Source organism: Veillonella parvula (genome assembly GCF_047241225.1).
GTDB lineage: Bacteria > Bacillota > Negativicutes > Veillonellales > Veillonellaceae > Veillonella > Veillonella parvula_O.
In genome coordinates, this window is sequence record NZ_JBKTIE010000001.1 from 265043 (window position 1) to 282693 (window position 17651).

The window sequence follows — 17651 nt, forward strand, 5'->3', positions numbered from 1 at the left end:
CTAACAGTATATTTTATGAACTATATATGTATGTTAATGACTGTATGGTTATAGCTTATTCTATAAAAGGAGAGGTTTATGAATATTAACAAGAAATCTTTATTAGTTGCATGTGTGTTAGCGGCTATGTCTACAACAACTTTCGCGGCATCTACTACAACATCTACTAGTAGTACAACGGTAACAAACCACGATACACCAACATCGACTAGTACACGTGTAACCCGTGAGCAACATACAACAACTACATCAACTTCTACTGTGCGCACAGAAAGCTCTAGCTCCACTAAAAGCACTAAAGCTAGTGTAGGCGTAATGACTCCTCAAAAACTTGAAGAACGTAGTGCACTTTCTGGTTATATCGCGGCTGATGTATCAAGTGCATTAAACCCTTATCGTGATGCACCAAAATCTTTGAAATCTGGTAAAGGTACTACTTTCAAAAATGATGAAGTTCTTGAGCATGGTGTATTAGCATCTATGAAACAAGGAGGTAAATGGGGTATTATTCGTCCAGATGGTACTGTTGCTATTGAACCTAAGTACAAAGAAATTAAAGATGTTGATTATAAAACAGGCAATGTCTTAGCTCAAGTAGATAAGAAAACAGAAACTTGGGTTACACCTAAGGGTGTGGAAATCTCTGAAGAGGAAGCTTTAAAAGAACGTGTTAAACAAGAAGCAACTCAAGAGTATCCAAGCGATTCCTATGTAGAGTTTAAAGAAAAAGGAAAATACGGCTTTAAGACTACTGACGACAAAGTAGTGATTGCTCCACAATTCCGTCAAATTGTGACTGGTTTTAGCGAAGACCGTGCTTTTGTTAAGAATGCTAAAGGTAAAATCGTAGCTATTGATGGTACTGGTAAAGAATTATTTAATGCTCCTTCTAAAGAGGTATATGCATTCCGCAATGGTCTTGCTGAATATCGTCGCTCCGTAAGTGGGTTTAACTTAGGTGGTCTTGTAGGTGGCTTCATCGTGGGCGGTATCCTTGGAGGTGCACTTTTAGGTGGTCAACATTATCACGTAGGTGGTTTTGCCTATGATGGTGCAAAACGTGGCTATATTGATCGTTCTGGTAATATTGTAATCGATAGCAAAAAAGATAAAGTATGGCCTATCACAGCTTATGGTACAGTAATCAAAGATGCTGGTAACTTATACTTTGTGAACCGTAAAGGTGAAGTTGTTATTCAACCAGGCGATTACGATGCAGGTGAAATGGATAAATTAAATGGTCTATTAGCATTAAGAGACAATAAGACTGAGAAATGGGGCATTTTCGATGTATCAACAGGTAAGCAAGTGGTATCTTTTAAATATGATTCTATTTCCTTTGCAGGGACTGATCGTTTAGTAGTTGTGAAAGATCATGTTAAAAACCTTATCGATATGAATAGTGGTAAATCCTTGTACTCTGCTCAAACAGAAGCAACTATTGAACCGTTCAACAACGATACTGTAACATGGGTTCATACTGGTAAAGAGGGCTATACAATCATAGATAATAATGGTCATATTTTATTTAGAGATACCAACAAACTTATTGAAGATGCTAAGTCCTTTAATCATGGTTTTAGTTCTGTTAAGTCTAAAGGCAAATGGGGAATTATGAACTCCAAAGGCGAATGGCTTGTACAACCTACATATGATGCGGTAAACGTTTTATAATATAATTGGTTGTAGAATTCTTTTGAATTTGTATTGTCTTTAGTTTTGGCTTAATTATTATTGTTTAGTTATAGTTCTTAGCTATAAACTAAATACAACATAATATCGTTATACAGAGACTAGCAATGTACATGTATTATGTATGTTGCTAGTTTTTTATATTATTTGCCTTGTGTATTGTATTGCATAATCGTATTAGAGAACTTCCACTATACTTATAAAAGCTTCATTAATACATAGCTAACAATTATAATTAAGAAAATCGATTTACCTAGAAAATAAGCCTGTTTTAAGGTATAATTATAGAGATGTATTCCGTTTTGGTGTAGTTTTACACTTTCACTTGGAATATGAGGATGATGAAAGTAATGCTATGAACCTTATGCCCAACAGGTTCAGGTGTAGGAGGTATAAAATGGCTAAAGATTGTTCCTTTGACGTTGTGTCTGAAGTGGATATGCAGGAAGTAGATAATGCGGTAAACCAAGCAAAAAAAGAAATTGGTACGCGTTATGATTTCCGTGGCTCTAAAGCGGAAATTAGTCTTGAAGGCGACACTATCAAAATCATCGGTGATGATGAATACAAATTGAATGCCATTATCGATGTATTAAAAGGCAAGATGGTTAAACGTAACGTAGCGATTAAAAATCTTGATTACGGAAAAGTTGAACCAGCAGCAGGTGCAACAGTTCGTCAAATCATTACTATCAAAAAAGGCATTACAAAAGAAAATGCTAAAGAAGTAGTAAAAGCAATTAAAAACATGAAAATTAAGGTACAAGCATCTATCCAAGAGGATCAAGTGCGCGTATCTGGTAAGGATAAAGATGATTTGCAAGCAGTAATCCAAATGTTAAAACAATTGGATATCCCTGTAGAATTGCAATTCGTTAACTTCCGTTCTTAATACTATATGTCCATAGGATAGGTTAGTTAGACTCGTTTGAGTTTCTAATACTATCAGTGTAGGAGGCCTTATGAAAGTGGAGGACATGAAGGGTGGATATACCACAGGTTCATGTGCTACGGCAGGTATGAAAGCTGGTTTATTGGCCCTCTTAGATAAGAATATTGTGGACCAAGTGGTCATCGAAAACCCTCAAGGTCAATATATTGAGGTTCCTATTAAAGCGGTAGAGGTTATATCTGATATAGAGGCGAAGGTAACCGTCATGAAAGACGGCGGCGACGATCCTGATGTAACTCATGGTAATGATGTGGAAACGACAGTGACCCTTGATGATACTGGTGAACTGCGATTTCGAGCTGGCTTTGGTGTAGGTACTGTAACGAAACCAGGTCTTGCTATGCCGCCAGGAGAACCGGCTATCAATCCAGGGCCCCGGGCAATGATGAAAATAGTTTTTGAAGAACATTGTGTCCATGGTCAAGGTGTAACGGTAACCGTTAGTGTTCCTAATGGTAAGGTATTAGCCAAGAAAACATTAAATCATACACTTGGTATCGAAGGTGGCATTTCCATTATTGGTACCACCGGTATTGTTAAGCCTATGAGTGAAGAAGGGTTTAAGAACTCGTTAGTGCCACAGTTGAAAGTTATGAAGGCTAACGGATGTGAAACAGCTGTTCTCGTACCGGGGCGTATTGGTCAAGATCTTGCAGAGCAAGTATTGGGTATCCATAAGAACCAAATGGCAGAAACGAGTAACTTTATCGGATTTATGCTTGAAAAGGCTGTACAGATTGGATTTAAGCGAATCTTAATTATCGGTCATATCGGTAAGTTAATCAAACTAGCTAGTGGTAGCTTCCATACTCATAATCGCATGAGTGATGGCCGTATGGAAAGTATCGTGGCCTATGCTGCTTTAGAAGGAGCATCCCAAGAGGTGTGTGAAGAGTTATTTAATTGCCAAACCACAGAGTCTACATTTCCTATCTTGGAGCGAGAAGGATTGACTGGTGTATACCAACGAGTTGTAGATCGTGCATCTCTACGTAGTGAGCGCTATATTGCTAACGAAGCTGAGGTAGGGATCATCATTACGACCTTAAAAGGCGAGATTTTGGCAATGGATAAGCATGCAAAAGAGATAGGAGAACTTGAACATTGGCACATACCTTGTATATCGTAGGCATTGGTCCGGGAAACCCTGATTATGTGGTGCCTAGAGGCCTTACTTTAATTAAACATGCTACAGTATTGGTAGGCAGTGAACGGTCTTTAGAGGACTTTCAAGAGCCTGGACAAATTACATATCCTGTAACGGGTAAACTTAGTTTATTAGCCGAACAAATTGAGCAGGAGCTCAAGAGCCATGACGTGGTGGTCATGGTTAGTGGCGATACAGGCTACTATAGCTTATTGCCCTATTTAAAGAAAAAATTTACTGCTAACCCTATTGAGGTGGTGCCAGGCATTAGCTCTATGACCTTTGCTTTTGCCCGTCTTAATGAGGTATGGCATGATGCGGATTTAATGAGCTTTCACGGTCGTCAACCGGCGCCCGAAAAACTCGTATATGAAGCAGGTAAAAAGATGGGATTCTTGACGGATCCTGAATATAATCCAGCGCATATTGCGCGTATTTTAATAGATGCAGGTTGGCCAAAAGAAACGAGAGCAGCAGCCTTAGAGCGTTTGAGTTATGATGATGAAAAAATTGTAGACTCCACGCTAGAGGTGTTAACTGAGCTTGAAGGCTTTGGTCATTCTGTAATGGTGGTACTAGGATGAGACATTTTTTCGGAATTCCCGATGAGGAATTTATCCGCGGCGACGTGCCGATGACAAAATGCGAGATTCGCAAAGCCGTTATGAACGAGGCACGCATCGAGGAGGATAGCATTGTCCTTGATGTAGGCGCTGGTACGGGCTCTATTTCTATTGAAGCAGCCTTGGCGGCTCCTAAAGGGCATGTATATGCGATTGAGCGATTTGATAAAGGCATCGATCTTATCAATGAGAATATGAAGAAATTCAATGTTAATAATATGACTGTCATCAAGTCTAAAGCTCCTGAAGGCATGGAAGAATTGCCTGAGCTTGATGCGGTTATCATCGGTGGTAGCGCTGGTGGCATGACAGGCATCATGGACGAGGCGCAACGTCTGTTAAAAGTAGGTGGCCGTCTAGTTGTAACTGCTGTAACGATGGAAACTGGCTATACAATCCTTAAAGAGTTGAAAGGTCGTCCTTTCACGTATGAAGGTTACCAAATGTCCATCAGTCGTTACCGCAAGGCTGGTCCCTACCATTTGTTAGACCCATTGAGTCCAATTTTCATTGTATCTGCAACGCGTATCGCAGAAGGAGAGTAATATGGTTGACGTATATATTGTAGGCGCAGGCCCTGGGGATCCTGAGTTAATTACTCGCAAAGGGTATCGTTTAGTGCAAGAGGCAGATGTTGTAATTTATGCGGGTTCCTTGGTAAACCCTGCCATTTTAGAGGCTTGTAAACCAGGCTGTGAAATTCATAACAGTGCTACGATGAACCTTGATGAGGTGTTGGCTGTTATGAAAGCTGCCGTTGAGGCTGGTAAACGTGTAGTTCGCCTTCACACAGGTGACCCTGCTATTTACGGTGCTATTCAAGAGCAAATGGATGCATTGGCGGGCATGGGCATTTCTTATGAAGTCGTGCCGGGCGTAAGCTCTTTCCTTGCTACAGCAGCGGCATTGAAACAAGAATATACATTGCCAAATGTATCTCAAACAGTAATTATTACGCGTATGGAAGGCCGTACACCAATGCCTCCAAAGGAAAAATTGCGCATGTTAGCATCCCACGAAGCGACAATGTGTATTTTCCTTAGTGTTCAAATGTTAGATAAGGTTGTAGCTGAACTTATCGAGGGCGGTTATGACAAAACGACTCCAGTGGCTATCGTGGTAAAAGCTTCTTGGCCAGACCAACGCATTATCCGTGGCACATTGGAAACCATTGCGGATATTGTAGCGAAAGAAGGCGTATTGCGCCAAGCTATGATTGTAGTAAGCCATGTATTAGATAGTGAATACGAATTGTCTAAACTCTATGACAAAGGCTTCGCTCACATGTACCGCAGTGCTAAGGACTAGTATGATGAAAGAGCTAGAAACTGTTGTGCCTACGACAGAAGCTAAGAAGAATAGAACGGCTATTCTTTCTGTATCTGAACGAGGGGCCAAGCTGGGTCAACACATCAAGTCTTTGGTGGCACCTCATGCGGATTGCTTTGAAAAAGAAAACCGTCCCTCTGGTGGTGAGGCTATTTATTTTGATTCCCTCAAAAATCATATTGGACAGATTTTCAAGGATTACGACCAAGTATTATGCATTATGGCGCTTGGCATCGTAGTTCGCATGATTGCACCGTATATTGAGCATAAATCTAAGGATCCTGCGGTAGTCGTAATGGACGAAGTGGGGCACCATGTAATTAGTTTATTATCTGGTCACCTTGGGGGCGCCAACGAATGGACGCAGTCCATTTCGCTGGCCATCGATGCGGACCCTGTTATTACAACCGCAACGGATGTAAACGGATTGCCTGCGCCTGACGTGTTGGCGCGCCATGAGCATCTATTGGTAGATGATTTTCAAACCTTAATCAATGTGAACTCTGCCATCGTTGGGGGAGAGCGTATTGATTATTATATCGATGAAAGCTTACCGAATGCAGAGCAACTAGAACAAGCTGCGAAAGCTCATATTGGTGAATATGGCATGGTTCACGTTGTTTCTTTGGATCAACTTGAGTCTATTCCATGTAAAAATGAAAGCGCTGAAGAGGGTTCATCTCGCGTGGTTATTACAGACAAAGTAATTGACGAGTATGGTCATCAATTGATTTTGCGCCCTCGTACGTATACGATGGGCATTGGCTGTCGCCGAGACACACCAAAGGAATTGATTCTTGACGCCATACAACAGTCGCTAGCAGCACATAAGCTTTCACCAAAGAGCCTTGTAACGGCTGCATCGGTCATCGTAAAACAAGACGAAGTAGGCCTCTTAGAGGCTATGCAAATTATGGGGTGGCCTATCGTGTTCTATACACAAGACGAGATGGCACCACTCATTGAAGAAGAAAAATTAAAAGAATCTAATTTTGTAAAAGGAACTATAGGAGTAGGAAACGTATGCGAGACAACAGCATTACTAGCGGCCAAGAGCCGAACACTAATACAGCACAAAACAATTTATCCCAAAACAACGGTAGCCATTGCACAGGTAACATCAAAGTAATTGGCATTGGCCCTGGCGATGAAGAGTTCATGACACCTCAAGCGCGCGAAGCCATCTTAGCGGCTGACCGTGTTGTAGGTTATTTGACTTATCTTGACTTGATTAAAGACCTTATTGAAGGTAAAGAAACTGTAGGCACTGCCATGATGCAAGAAGTAGATCGTTGCCAACAAGCTGTTGATTTAGCAGTAGAAGGTCATCAAGTCGTAGTTGTATCCTCTGGTGACTCTGGCGTATACGGCATGGCTGGTCTTGTGTTGGAACTTGCTAATAAAGTACCAGCAGAAAAACGTCCTTCCGTAGATATCGTACCTGGCCTTAGTGCTGTAAACGTAGCAGCATCTGTATTGGGCGCACCTTTGATGCATGACTTTGCGGTCATTTCTCTTAGTGACTTGATGACTCCATGGGATTTAATTAAAAAACGTGCTGATCTTTGTGCACAAGGTGACATGGTTATCTCCTTGTACAACCCGCGCAGTAAAAAACGTGTTACTCACTTAGACGAAGTTCGTGAAATCGTTCTTAAATATCGCGATCCTAAAACACCTGTTGGTATCGTACAAAAAGCAGGTCGCCCAGGGCAACATATGGTAATTTCTGACCTTGAGAATTTCACAAACGAAGAAGTGGATATGCAAACACTTGTTATTATCGGCAATAGTCAAACCTATGTTGAAAATGGTCGCATGATTACTCCTCGAGGCTACAAATTATGATTTGGGTTATCGCTGGTACCTTAGATGGTCGTACCTTAGCGGTAGACATCCAAGAACGGACAGGTGAAGAGGTTCTCGTTACTGTTGTGAGTCAGTATGGGGCAGAACTTGCTGCCCATAAAGGCATCACTGTTCATACGGGCCGTCTTGATCAAGAGGCTATGCAAAATTTGATTAAGAAACACAACGTACGTTTATTAATCGATGCAAGCCATCCGTATGCTGCTATTGTTACGGCTACGGCTCAAGATGCAGCAAAAGCTGAAGGTATTCCTTTTGTTCGCTTTGAACGTAAAGAGGTACCATTACCAGATTATGATAAATTACATATCGTAGTGGATGAGGTAGAGGCCGCAAATTTAGCTGGCAAATTGGCAAAGGAAAATAACAAACATGTGTATTTGACCACAGGTAGTAAGACAATGCACATCTTTGCTAAATCTGATGCTTTACAAGATTGTGAAGTGTGGACACGTATTTTGCCGACTGCAGAGGTGTTACAAATGATGGAAGACCTCAACGTGAGTCCTAAGCGTATTGTTGCTGTCCAAGGTCCATTTTCTTATGATATGAACCGCATCATGTTCCACGATACACAGGCAAGCGTTGTAGTTATGAAAAACTCTGGCCTTGTAGGTGGTGCTGATACAAAATTACAAGCTGCTATGGATCTTGGTATCCATGTTATTGTTATCGATCGTCCACGTGTTAAACTTGAAAGTCACGTGGTATCATCAAATGATGAATTCTTTAAATTATGGGAGGACACTAATGGATTACGTTAAAAATCCTAAAGCTATTGAAGATAAAAGCATGGAAATCATTTATGATTATGTAAAGGATTTAGGCTTAACAGATGATGAAGTGCGCGTTGTATCTCGTACAGTACATGCGTCTGGTGATGTCGAATATGCTCAACTCGTAAAAATGAGCCCTGATGCTGTTCAAAAAGGTATTGAAGCATTGGATAATGGTGCAGACATTTATACAGATGTAGAAATGGTTCGCACAGGTATTTCTAAGCCAGCTCTTAAAATTCGCGGCAATGAAGTGCACTGCTTAATTAAAGACGAAAATGTAGCTAAAATGGCTAAAGAATTAGGTGTAACTCGTTCCATTGCGGCTATGCGTACCTTTGGTAAACAACTAGAAGGACAAATCGTTGCTATCGGTAATGCACCAACTGCATTGTATGAAGTGTTGCGCCTTGCTCTTGAAGAAGGCATTAAACCAGCTCTTATTATTGGTATCCCTGTAGGCTTTGTAGGTGCTGCAGAATCCAAAGACTATTTGATGGAAGTATCCCCAGTTCCTTACATCACTGTAAAAGGCAACAAAGGTGGTAGCCCAATCGCTGCTTCCGTATGTAATGCATTACTTTACACAGACGTAAAACGCAATGACATGCTCTTCGTAGAAGGCAAAGAATCTAAATAGTACAAAACCCGAATCGTGTTTTAGTAGTTTTGCGATTCGGGTTTTACTGTATATATTTTTCACAATAATTGTTAAACATAAATTAGATAAACACAGTAATTATGCTATATTAAATTTCTTATAATGTAGTATCTGTAAAATAGAGTTCATTTTATAAGAGACTTATATTACATTAGGTAGGTTTTGAGAGGGGGTTCATATGGCATCTAGTAATGAACGAAAATTATTTCGTGTATCAGTGATTTGTATCTTAATCATCGCCGTTATTATGAGCATGATTATATCTCTTATTTGGGGATCAACATCCGTATCATTAGCTGAGATTTGGCATACATTATGGTCTAGTGAGCTAACTGACACATCTTCACAAATTATTTGGAATATTCGATTGCCTCGCAATATTGTAGCTGCGTTAGTGGGGGCTTGTCTAGCTGTATCTGGTGCAATTTTGCAAGCAGTTATGAAAAATCCTCTAGCAGATCCACAGATTGTAGGGGTATCCTCTGGTGCAGGGCTGGCTGGTGTTATCATATTTATTTTATTCCCTGGGTATGATCATATAGTTCCGTTGGTAGCCTTTTTAGGTGCTATGGCTGCAGCACTCATGGTGTATGCATTAGCATGGAAAAATGGAGTGCGACCTAGTCGTATTATCTTAGCTGGTGTTGCGGTCGCAGCCTTTTTAGGCTCAGGTATTTCAGCACTACTTGTATTCTTCGGTGATCGTGTACAAGGGGCATTGCTTTGGATGGTAGGAGGACTCGCTGCACGCAGTTGGCCTCAGGTAGAAGTGCTGTTTCCATATGCTATAGTTGGCCTTATTTTTGCCTGTTTAGGAGCTAAACGACTTACCATTTTAAGTTTGGGTGATGAAACTGCAAAGGGATTAGGCCTTAAGGTGGAACAAACACGGTTTATTATGACTGCAGTGGCTGCTCTTTTAGCGGCTGGTGCTGTAAGTATAGCTGGGCTTATCGGATTTGTAGGTTTGGTTATTCCCCATATGTTACGTCTTATAATCGGTAATGACTATGCATATTTACTGCCTGGATCCGCATTATTAGGCGCCCTAGTTCTTGTTGTTAGTGATACAATAGGACGTGTTATGTGGAGCCCTATAGAGGTACCAGTGGGCATTATTATGGCATTCTTTGGAGCGCCGTTCTTCTTGTATCTATTGAGGAGGGATAACTAATGAATACCGCTATTGATGTAAAACAGTTATCCGTAACTCTTGGCAATCGTCATATTCTACATGACATTAATGTATCGGTTCCTATCGGTAAAATTACGACATTAATAGGGCCTAATGGCTGTGGTAAAAGTACGCTTTTACGATCTATGATCGGATATATTCATAGCCCTCATGAATGTATTACCATATTTGATAAACCGTTACAATCATATTCTCAAAACAATCTGGCACGGCAAATGGCATTTTTGCCACAAGTACCGAATATGCCAAAGGATATGACTGTAGAAGAATTGGTATATTGTGGACGGTATCCATACCAAACATGGTGGAAAAACACGGCTAAAGAAGATCGTGAGATTGTTGACTATGCGTTACATATCACGAAAACGAATCATTTGCGAGAACAATTAATCCCATCCCTATCTGGTGGTGAACGGCAACGCGTTTGGATTGCTATGGCGCTAGCACAGCAACCAAAATTATTAGTCTTAGACGAACCAACAACATATTTAGATATTAATCACCAATTAGAAATTATGGAGTTATTGAAACGATTAAATAAGGAACAAGATTTAACCGTTCTCATGGTACTTCACGAACTAACACAGGCGGTTCAATATTCACATTATATGGCTGTTATAAAAGAAGGCCATTTAGTAGCATCAGGAGAGACAAGTAAAATTATATCGGATGAGTTGTTTAGAGATGTATTCTCTGTAGATGTACAACTTGATACATTTGATAATAAAAAATATGTGCGCGTAATAGGATTAGTTGAGTAGCTTGATACTAATAGAAAAAGAGGGCATTCCCTATTTGGGGGATGCCCTCTTTCGCATGATACAATATGTTAGAATGTAACATTAATACCGTATGCTTCTTTAACTAAACGTGTCATAGCTTCAGGTGTTTGTAGTCCTGGGTTTAATAGGAATAGTTTAGATGGTAAGTATATTACGCGGTTATTTTGTACGGCTTTTAAATTAGCCCATGCAGGATTATCTGTCATAGCTTGTTTCATAGCTTTTGTAATTTCTTCTTCTTTACCCATTGTAACAACAAAGATAATATCAGGGTTATCTGCAGTCAATGTTTCAAGAGAGTAAGGGACAGTTTTATCCTTGGTTGTACCTTCTAAGTGGGAGGCAACAACGTTTGTCATGCCTAGTTCTTTTACCATAGATGCAGTAACTGCTTCATCAGTTTCGGCAGTTACACCTTTTCCTGTGGCACGTAATACGGCAACACGTGCAGGCTGTTGATTCTTAACAGCATCTTTTACCTTGGTAATATTGCTTTCATAGGTATTAATAACAGATTTAGCCTTATCTTGATGATTGGTTAACTCGCCAAGGAATGTTAACATTGGTACATTATCTTTAATACCATCGTAATCAAAAAGTACGGTTGGAATATTATTAGCTTGTAATTGGGATTCATATTTTTTATGTTGATTTACTAAACCCAATACTACATCTGGCTTCAAGCCTAATAGTTGTTCCATGTTGATATTTGCAGTTTGACCAAGAGCGGGTAGAGCTTCTAATTCTGGGGCTAATTTATCCGTTGTATTGGCACGGCTAATGGCTTTACCATCGACAGCATAAAGCATAGATAAAACAGAATTAGATAATACAGCAATTTTTTGTGGATCCTTTGGTACAGTATAGGTTTGACCATTAAAGGTCAACTCCTTCGTAGTAGCAGAAGAGCTGGATGTGGATTTACCACACCCAGCTATTGCTAGTACAACCATGACCAAAGTGAGACTACAAAGTAGTAGTTTTTTCATGATGTACTCCTATGTACGTTATATAACGATACTAGTTAAATTATAAATTGATTATTTTTGTAATGCGTCCCAAGATTCGTTAGCACGTTCAACGAATAAGTTACGGATGTTAGGATTTTCACCTAAGCCATGAAGGTAAGTATCTACTTTGAAGCCTTCTTTTTCAAGGATGGATTTATGGGAATCTGGTTCATTACCAGCCATGTCATTGTTTGCATGGTCGCCTGCAACCATCATGAATGGCATCAATGTAACGTGCTTAATACCATGTAATTTTAATTGAGGGATAACTTGTTCAAGATTTGGAGTACCTTCTACTGTGTAGACGAATACATTTTTCATACCAAGAGTATGGATGCGGTCTTGAATTACAGAATAGTAAGCATTGGAAGGATCTGGAGTACCATGAGCCATGATAAGAAGACCGTCTTCTTTGCCTAATTTAGGGAATTGAGATTGAACAGCTTTTAATGTTTCAATAACTTGGTCAGTTTGGTTTTCTTGACCCATCCAGTACATAAGAGATGTACCAAGTGTCATTTTTTTGAAATTATCTTTGTACAAATTATATACTGCTGCATCGTAGTTGTATTCCATACCAGGAATTACATCAAGGGATGCTAATGCAACGCGAGTGTAACCGTCTTTTTTTAGTTCAGCCAATGCTTCTTCAGGAGTTGGGTATGTAATACCTTCTTTTTGTTGGATACGATCACGAATAATATGGCTTGTGAAAGCTGTAATTACTTTTGTGTTTGGATGAGCTGCTTTAATAGCATCTACAGTTGCATCGATTGTTTTCGCACGAGTATCTTTATAAGTTGTACCAAAGCTCATAACAACCATAGCATCTTTGTTTGGCAAGTTTTGTAAAGCTTCAGTATTGTGTGTACGAACACCGATTGCAGAAGCTTCTTTTAATGCTGGAGTAGGGTCTTTTACTTCAGGATTTAATTGGTATGCAGCATTAGATACAACAGGTGCACCAAAGGATACTGCAAGACCTAGAATAGCGGATGCTAAAGCTAATTGTTTTTTCATTTCTATACTCCTAATTTATAACTATAACTACACTAATATGCAATCATTCACATAGTTCTAATATAATGAGAACTATGGATTTATCGCATATATATAACTTTAAATCAATCGTAGCAGAGGGGCTAAGGAGTGTCAATAAACCCTATACCCCTAGAAGTATAGAAAAAATAAGAAAGTATTAATAAATTAATGTGATGAATATAGTATGATAGTACATTTTATAATTATATTCTTGTTGGTTATAAGGGTATGAATATGTGAATATATAAGTGATTTTATTTGATCTTTATTTAGGCATATTTTGATGGGGCCCCATAACATTACTACAAATATATTAAAAATGATGCCCTATACTTGTTTGCTCCTCGTTCCTGATGTCGCTACACAAGTACAGGTCATCATTTTTATTACTGTAGTTATGTAGGCGTCCCATCAAAATATGATATATAATAAATATAAATATAAAATTTTAGTAAAATAAAATTATCATATAAAAGAGAGAAGGACTATGTTTGTTTTTTTTTTGAGAGAGAACAAATTCTTTTAAAACAGAATGTATACGATCTACTACATAATACTAGGATAGGTAGAAAAGCTTTTTTACTTATTGTTTGGTAAGAGATCTTGGCAATTTGTAAAAGACCTATAGGTTCATATTCTATGAAATAGGAAATAGATTATGATATATGATTTATTAATTTTAGGCATTAGTATATGGTTATTATATGATATTTTTCTTATGTATAAAGCAAAGAATAAATCACAAGTCCTAATAGAGTTTATATTGCTTGCTGTATTAATTGCTGGATACTTAATAAATAAACTGTATGAAACTAACTATTTTGTATCAGATACATATTTTTATTTAGGTATGGTATTAGCGGTTATTATATATTGTTGTATATTATGGTTACATAGGTATAAATATATAAATACTGACGACGAGAGAAAAAAGAAAAATATAATTAATTCAATTCTAACAATTCATGCAATCATATTTTTATATGGATTAGTGATAGTTTGGATAGTATTCTTTTAGATTTTAATATGATTCTTAATTAAAACATGGTGTTGGACTCCTTTGAGTTTAACACCATTGGTAGATATGTTTGAGAATATTGTAAATGGAGGATGGATACCATTGAGTAAATCAGATTTTCAAAATAATTTTACTAAATATAAAGGGTAGATTATGCATCTTAAAATAAATATCCCTAATGACTGTAATTTATTCAAAGCTAATATACGAGCATTAGGAGATTCTAATATTTTTAGAAATAGACGTTTAAATATTATAACAGCAATAACATATTATGCTGCGATAGTATTTATATTCTTAATGACAATGGCTTTAGGTTTTTATGTTAACCCTAGATTATATAGCGTCTTTTTTTATGGGATTGATATGATAACTAATATATTGTTTTTAGTTGTATTGGGATATCGATGTCAAGATTATGGGATTCATAGATATATAGGTATTCTATGTGTTGTTATAATTAGTTCCATTATTACGTTATATTGTGGTGGTGATTTTTTTGTAAGCCCTAGTAATTATATTTTAGCGGTATCAGATACAACTATTTCTCTTAATAAACCCTTTTTTTTCGTAGTAATGAATAGAATGATTTTTTTATTACTTTTAATTCCTGGAAGTCAAAAGAATTCGTATGGTGATAGACCTGCATCTGGATTTTGGGATGGCTCTTATTTAGTAATGGATCCTTTAAATATTAAAATTATAAAGATTAAGATTAGAAAATTATGGAATAATTTAATTGGTAAAAAGGACTATGATGATACATTAAGGTCTGGTAATGCTGTAAAAGAGCAAAAGTTTGAGTTTATGGAAGTTCTCCAAAAAATTCTCATTAAAGATATTTTTAATTTTGAGGGCCGATCTTCTAGAGATGAACTGATGATATTTACTATGCTATTTTCTGTGCTATCAATGTTATTAAGTTATATAAATATATCTGATATATTGAATAGTTATGTTGTTAATATTTTTATAATTGACGTCTTAGTCGCTATTATTATATTAGTACCTTATATAAGTTTACTTGTTCGTCGTCTTCATGATAGTGGAAATAGTGGTTTTTGGCTTTTCTTTATGGTAGTTCCTATTGTAAACGTATATGTTTTATATATGCTATTTTTTAAGCCAACCTATAATGATGAGACAATCAAATGCTGAAATTGATTTTTTATTTATTTTTAGAGAAAATTGATAGGTTGGTATGTTTGAGAATATTGTAATTGGTCTCTTTGGCTTATTAATGGTGAATTATCTCGTCATATTTGAAGTATATTTTAATTATTATTCTTTGTGTTGCTTGTGTCTTTGATCTATGGCGTCATAATCGTTCAGGCAAAATCACAGCTGGCGATAAGAGAATGTATGATACCTTTATAGGTCGAATTAAGTTCATTGTTATGTTTTTACTTGTTTTATGTGGTGTTGCATCGGTTATACATTATTTTGGTTAATTTTGATATTTTTTCTCATTGACTTCTATAGATTAATCTTGTACTATTATTACATAGTAGTTGATAACAGTTTTCAATTGTGAAAATTGTATCATGTATGAGCGATATGGAGGTCACATATGAAAGGCATAATTATTGCATCCTTTGGATCAATTTATCAAGATGCTGTGGAGAAATCCATCGGCAGTATAGAGAAAAAAGTACGTTCCATGTATAGCGATATGGAGGTACGCCGTGTATTCTTGTCTGATGCATTAGTAGAAAAGTGGAATGAGAAATATGATGAAAAGATTTCTTCTTTCACAGAGGCTATGCAGGATTTTGCTCGCATGGGCATCGACGAGGTATACATTCAACCTATTACATTGGTGGCAGATCAGTGCTACCAACAAATGCGCAAACAAGCATTAAAGTTTTTACATAGCAATGAATATGGTTTTAGCCAGGTAAATATCGGTAAACCATTGCTTACCTCTTTAGGTGTAAAAAATTATGCCGATGATTATGAAGCAACATTAGAAAGCATTGTTCGTCACGTTAATACAAAAGCACTTAATAAATCTGTTGTGCTCATGGCGAATGGCCAAAATCAATTAGAGTTCAGTACATTGCAATTAAAGGCGATGTATGGTGCAGCACCAAACATAGTAGTATTTACTACAAATGGCTTCCCTACTTTTAAACAAGCTCTTACTTTCTTGGATCGTATGGGGCATAAAGATTTATTAGTTGTACCATTGGCTCTCATAGGTTCTACACATTTAATGGACTATCTTGGCGGTGAACGCTCCGATTCCATTTATGCTTTACTCGCTGAGGAAGGCTACAATGTTGACATCTGGAATGAAGGGCTTGGGGAAAACCCACATGTACAAGATTTATTCTTGAAACATTTAGGTCAAGCTATCCGCATGTCTGATCGGAAGCGGCCCATGCCTAGAGAATCTGTAAAACCTGTTATGACAAATTCTCGCTTGGAAGCGCAAGGTTTGATTTCTTGATATTTGTTATTACATAATTAGACATACAACACTCCACTCTTTCACATTAATAAAAATCCTCCTTGTTGGATATCCAATGAGGAGGATTTTTACTTTTACCATGAAAGATAAGAATAATTTCCATTTTATACGTACCATGGTATGCCCCTAGAGAATGGTCTATGGTATGATTAAGATACATTATTAGTTAATATAAGGAGACATTCATGAAACAAGCTATCTTAGTTGTTGCCTTTGGGTCCACTGTGGACAGTGCTCGTGTACATAATATCGATTCTGTAGTAGAACATATTCGTAAATCGTATCCGGATTATACTGTAGAATTAGCTTTTTCGTCTCGTATCATCGTTAAGCGCTTACGTGAGCGTGGTATTGAGATTCCTACTGAACAAGGGGCGTTAGAGAAACTGATTCAAGAAGGTTATACACATGTATATGTGCAGCCACTTCATTTCACCGGTGGTGAAGAGTTCGATAAATTAAAAAATAATATCCTTGCTCATGAAGGTGAAGGACAACTCGAAGTGTTGCGTGTAGGTAGACCTCTCGTATACTACATGGGACAAGAAGAGCATCCAGATGATTACCAAATTTTGATTGACCGTTTCATTAAATCTCTTAATATTTCCAAAGATGATGGTTTGTTATTGGTTGGTCATGGAGGTCTTGGTTCTGGCAATTCTTCATATGGTAATTTACAGTTTAAGCTAATCCGTAATGGACTTACGAATGTGCGTATTGCTGTACTTGAAAACGCACCATATGTGTCAGATGTAGCAATGCCTTGGGAATGGCTTGATGGTAAACGCCCAAAAACAATTTATGTACATCCTTTATTATTGGTACTCGGGGATCATGCACAAAATGATTTATTTGGTGACGAAGAGGATAGCATAGTGAATGAACTCGCTGGAGCAGGATATGAGGTTAAACCAATTCATAGTGCTCTAGGTGAATATGAAGCGATTCATGATATTTTCCGTCAACATGTGCAAGATTGTATCGACGATTTGTATGGCAAACGTAGCCCACATCGTCCTGCAATACCAAATATTAAATAGTATCTTTGTATATATTGTATAAATTGGTTATAATAAAAGATAT

Annotated in this window: 17 protein-coding genes; 15 read left to right on the forward strand and 2 right to left on the reverse strand. The window is 37.7% G+C overall.

The window, feature by feature from the left end; translation table 11 throughout:
* Nucleotides 1-78: 78 nt before the first annotated feature.
* The 12 genes from ACLRYO_RS01215 (at nucleotide 79) to ACLRYO_RS01270 (ending at nucleotide 11005) form a co-directional block, all read left to right on the forward strand.
* Entirely contained in the window at nucleotides 79-1674 is a 1596-nt protein-coding gene (locus ACLRYO_RS01215) for a WG repeat-containing protein (RefSeq protein WP_195394678.1), read from the forward strand.
* Between the two features lie 415 nt (nucleotides 1675-2089).
* Nucleotides 2090-2584: a YajQ family cyclic di-GMP-binding protein gene (locus tag ACLRYO_RS01220; protein WP_004696277.1), complete on the forward strand. Its 495-nt coding sequence runs from the start codon at nucleotides 2090-2092 to the stop codon at nucleotides 2582-2584.
* Nucleotides 2585-2654: 70 nt separating this feature from the next.
* Nucleotides 2655-3773 carry a cobalt-precorrin-5B (C(1))-methyltransferase CbiD gene (gene cbiD, locus ACLRYO_RS01225; protein WP_215675539.1) on the forward strand — a complete coding sequence of 373 codons (1119 nt, stop codon included), beginning with the start codon at nucleotides 2655-2657 and terminating at the stop codon, nucleotides 3771-3773.
* On the forward strand, nucleotides 3749-4375 hold the full coding sequence (gene cbiE / locus ACLRYO_RS01230) for a precorrin-6y C5,15-methyltransferase (decarboxylating) subunit CbiE (RefSeq protein ID WP_105086616.1): 627 nt from the start codon (nucleotides 3749-3751) through the stop codon (nucleotides 4373-4375). The genes cbiD and cbiE overlap by 25 nt, the downstream gene beginning before the upstream one ends.
* Nucleotides 4372-4959, forward strand: a complete 588-nt coding sequence (cbiT, locus tag ACLRYO_RS01235; protein WP_009351736.1) for a precorrin-6Y C5,15-methyltransferase (decarboxylating) subunit CbiT — start codon at nucleotides 4372-4374, stop codon at nucleotides 4957-4959. Before cbiE ends, cbiT begins: the two co-directional genes overlap by 4 nt.
* Nucleotide 4960: 1 nt before the next feature.
* Nucleotides 4961-5722, forward strand: a complete 762-nt coding sequence (gene cobM / locus ACLRYO_RS01240) for a precorrin-4 C(11)-methyltransferase (protein ID WP_287541224.1) — start codon at nucleotides 4961-4963, stop codon at nucleotides 5720-5722.
* Between the two features lie 4 nt (nucleotides 5723-5726).
* Nucleotides 5727-6872: a cobalt-precorrin 5A hydrolase gene (locus ACLRYO_RS01245; RefSeq protein WP_278618161.1), complete on the forward strand. Its 1146-nt coding sequence runs from the start codon at nucleotides 5727-5729 to the stop codon at nucleotides 6870-6872.
* A gap of 29 nt (nucleotides 6873-6901) precedes the next feature.
* Nucleotides 6902-7591, forward strand: a complete 690-nt coding sequence (gene cobJ / locus ACLRYO_RS01250; protein WP_004696265.1) for a precorrin-3B C(17)-methyltransferase — start codon at nucleotides 6902-6904, stop codon at nucleotides 7589-7591.
* Nucleotides 7588-8376: a precorrin-6A reductase gene (gene cobK / locus ACLRYO_RS01255; protein ID WP_278457147.1), complete on the forward strand. Its 789-nt coding sequence runs from the start codon at nucleotides 7588-7590 to the stop codon at nucleotides 8374-8376. The genes cobJ and cobK overlap by 4 nt, the downstream gene beginning before the upstream one ends.
* The gene (locus ACLRYO_RS01260) at nucleotides 8363-9028 is read left to right on the forward strand and encodes a precorrin-8X methylmutase (protein ID WP_004696261.1); all 666 of its coding nucleotides are present in this window, start codon (nucleotides 8363-8365) and stop codon (nucleotides 9026-9028) included. The genes cobK and ACLRYO_RS01260 overlap by 14 nt, the downstream gene beginning before the upstream one ends.
* Before the next feature lie 199 nt (nucleotides 9029-9227).
* Nucleotides 9228-10223, forward strand: coding sequence for a FecCD family ABC transporter permease (locus tag ACLRYO_RS01265; RefSeq protein ID WP_021148283.1), 996 nt, complete (start codon nucleotides 9228-9230; stop codon nucleotides 10221-10223).
* Nucleotides 10223-11005: an ABC transporter ATP-binding protein gene (locus ACLRYO_RS01270; protein WP_278457145.1), complete on the forward strand. Its 783-nt coding sequence runs from the start codon at nucleotides 10223-10225 to the stop codon at nucleotides 11003-11005. Before ACLRYO_RS01265 ends, ACLRYO_RS01270 begins: the two co-directional genes overlap by 1 nt.
* Before the next feature lie 68 nt (nucleotides 11006-11073).
* On the opposite strand, the gene ACLRYO_RS01275 is transcribed toward ACLRYO_RS01270, so the two are convergent.
* Together ACLRYO_RS01275 and ACLRYO_RS01280 are read right to left on the reverse strand one after the other, a co-directional pair.
* Nucleotides 11074-12015 carry an ABC transporter substrate-binding protein gene (locus ACLRYO_RS01275; RefSeq protein ID WP_012864524.1) on the reverse strand — a complete coding sequence of 314 codons (942 nt, stop codon included), beginning with the start codon at nucleotides 12013-12015 and terminating at the stop codon, nucleotides 11074-11076.
* Between the two features lie 51 nt (nucleotides 12016-12066).
* Nucleotides 12067-13056 (reverse strand): sirohydrochlorin cobaltochelatase, encoded by a 990-nt coding sequence (locus ACLRYO_RS01280; protein ID WP_012864523.1) that lies wholly within the window; start codon nucleotides 13054-13056, stop codon nucleotides 12067-12069.
* Nucleotides 13057-14248: 1192 nt separating this feature from the next.
* Between ACLRYO_RS01280 and ACLRYO_RS01285 the strand changes: the two genes are divergently transcribed.
* The 3 genes from ACLRYO_RS01285 (at nucleotide 14249) to ACLRYO_RS01295 (ending at nucleotide 17608) form a co-directional block, all read left to right on the forward strand.
* On the forward strand, nucleotides 14249-15253 hold the full coding sequence (locus tag ACLRYO_RS01285) for a DUF805 domain-containing protein (RefSeq protein ID WP_278457142.1): 1005 nt from the start codon (nucleotides 14249-14251) through the stop codon (nucleotides 15251-15253).
* A gap of 412 nt (nucleotides 15254-15665) precedes the next feature.
* The gene (locus tag ACLRYO_RS01290; RefSeq protein ID WP_278457141.1) at nucleotides 15666-16547 is read left to right on the forward strand and encodes a sirohydrochlorin cobaltochelatase; all 882 of its coding nucleotides are present in this window, start codon (nucleotides 15666-15668) and stop codon (nucleotides 16545-16547) included.
* A 206-nt stretch (nucleotides 16548-16753) separates the two neighbouring features.
* Nucleotides 16754-17608, forward strand: a complete 855-nt coding sequence (locus ACLRYO_RS01295) for a sirohydrochlorin cobaltochelatase (protein ID WP_120055323.1) — start codon at nucleotides 16754-16756, stop codon at nucleotides 17606-17608.
* Nucleotides 17609-17651: the final 43 nt, after the last annotated feature.

Bases quoted from the DNA above. Each gene is read 5' to 3' on its own strand.
- ACLRYO_RS01215 (WP_195394678.1), top strand. From the start codon at position 79: ATGAATATTAACAAGAAATCTTTATTAGTTGCATGTGTGTTAGCGGCT.
- ACLRYO_RS01220 (WP_004696277.1), top strand. From the start codon at position 2,090: ATGGCTAAAGATTGTTCCTTTGACGTTGTGTCTGAAGTGGATATGCAG.
- cbiD (WP_215675539.1), top strand. From the start codon at position 2,655: ATGAAAGTGGAGGACATGAAGGGTGGATATACCACAGGTTCATGTGCT.
- cbiT (WP_009351736.1), top strand. From the start codon at position 4,372: ATGAGACATTTTTTCGGAATTCCCGATGAGGAATTTATCCGCGGCGAC.
- cobM (WP_287541224.1), top strand. From the start codon at position 4,961: ATGGTTGACGTATATATTGTAGGCGCAGGCCCTGGGGATCCTGAGTTA.
- ACLRYO_RS01245 (WP_278618161.1), top strand. From the start codon at position 5,727: ATGAAAGAGCTAGAAACTGTTGTGCCTACGACAGAAGCTAAGAAGAAT.
- cobJ (WP_004696265.1), top strand. From the start codon at position 6,902: ATGACACCTCAAGCGCGCGAAGCCATCTTAGCGGCTGACCGTGTTGTA.
- cobK (WP_278457147.1), top strand. From the start codon at position 7,588: ATGATTTGGGTTATCGCTGGTACCTTAGATGGTCGTACCTTAGCGGTA.
- ACLRYO_RS01260 (WP_004696261.1), top strand. From the start codon at position 8,363: ATGGATTACGTTAAAAATCCTAAAGCTATTGAAGATAAAAGCATGGAA.
- ACLRYO_RS01265 (WP_021148283.1), top strand. From the start codon at position 9,228: ATGGCATCTAGTAATGAACGAAAATTATTTCGTGTATCAGTGATTTGT.
- ACLRYO_RS01270 (WP_278457145.1), top strand. From the start codon at position 10,223: ATGAATACCGCTATTGATGTAAAACAGTTATCCGTAACTCTTGGCAAT.
- ACLRYO_RS01275 (WP_012864524.1), bottom strand. From the start codon at position 12,015: ATGAAAAAACTACTACTTTGTAGTCTCACTTTGGTCATGGTTGTACTA.
- ACLRYO_RS01280 (WP_012864523.1), bottom strand. From the start codon at position 13,056: ATGAAAAAACAATTAGCTTTAGCATCCGCTATTCTAGGTCTTGCAGTA.
- ACLRYO_RS01285 (WP_278457142.1), top strand. From the start codon at position 14,249: ATGCATCTTAAAATAAATATCCCTAATGACTGTAATTTATTCAAAGCT.
- ACLRYO_RS01290 (WP_278457141.1), top strand. From the start codon at position 15,666: ATGAAAGGCATAATTATTGCATCCTTTGGATCAATTTATCAAGATGCT.
- ACLRYO_RS01295 (WP_120055323.1), top strand. From the start codon at position 16,754: ATGAAACAAGCTATCTTAGTTGTTGCCTTTGGGTCCACTGTGGACAGT.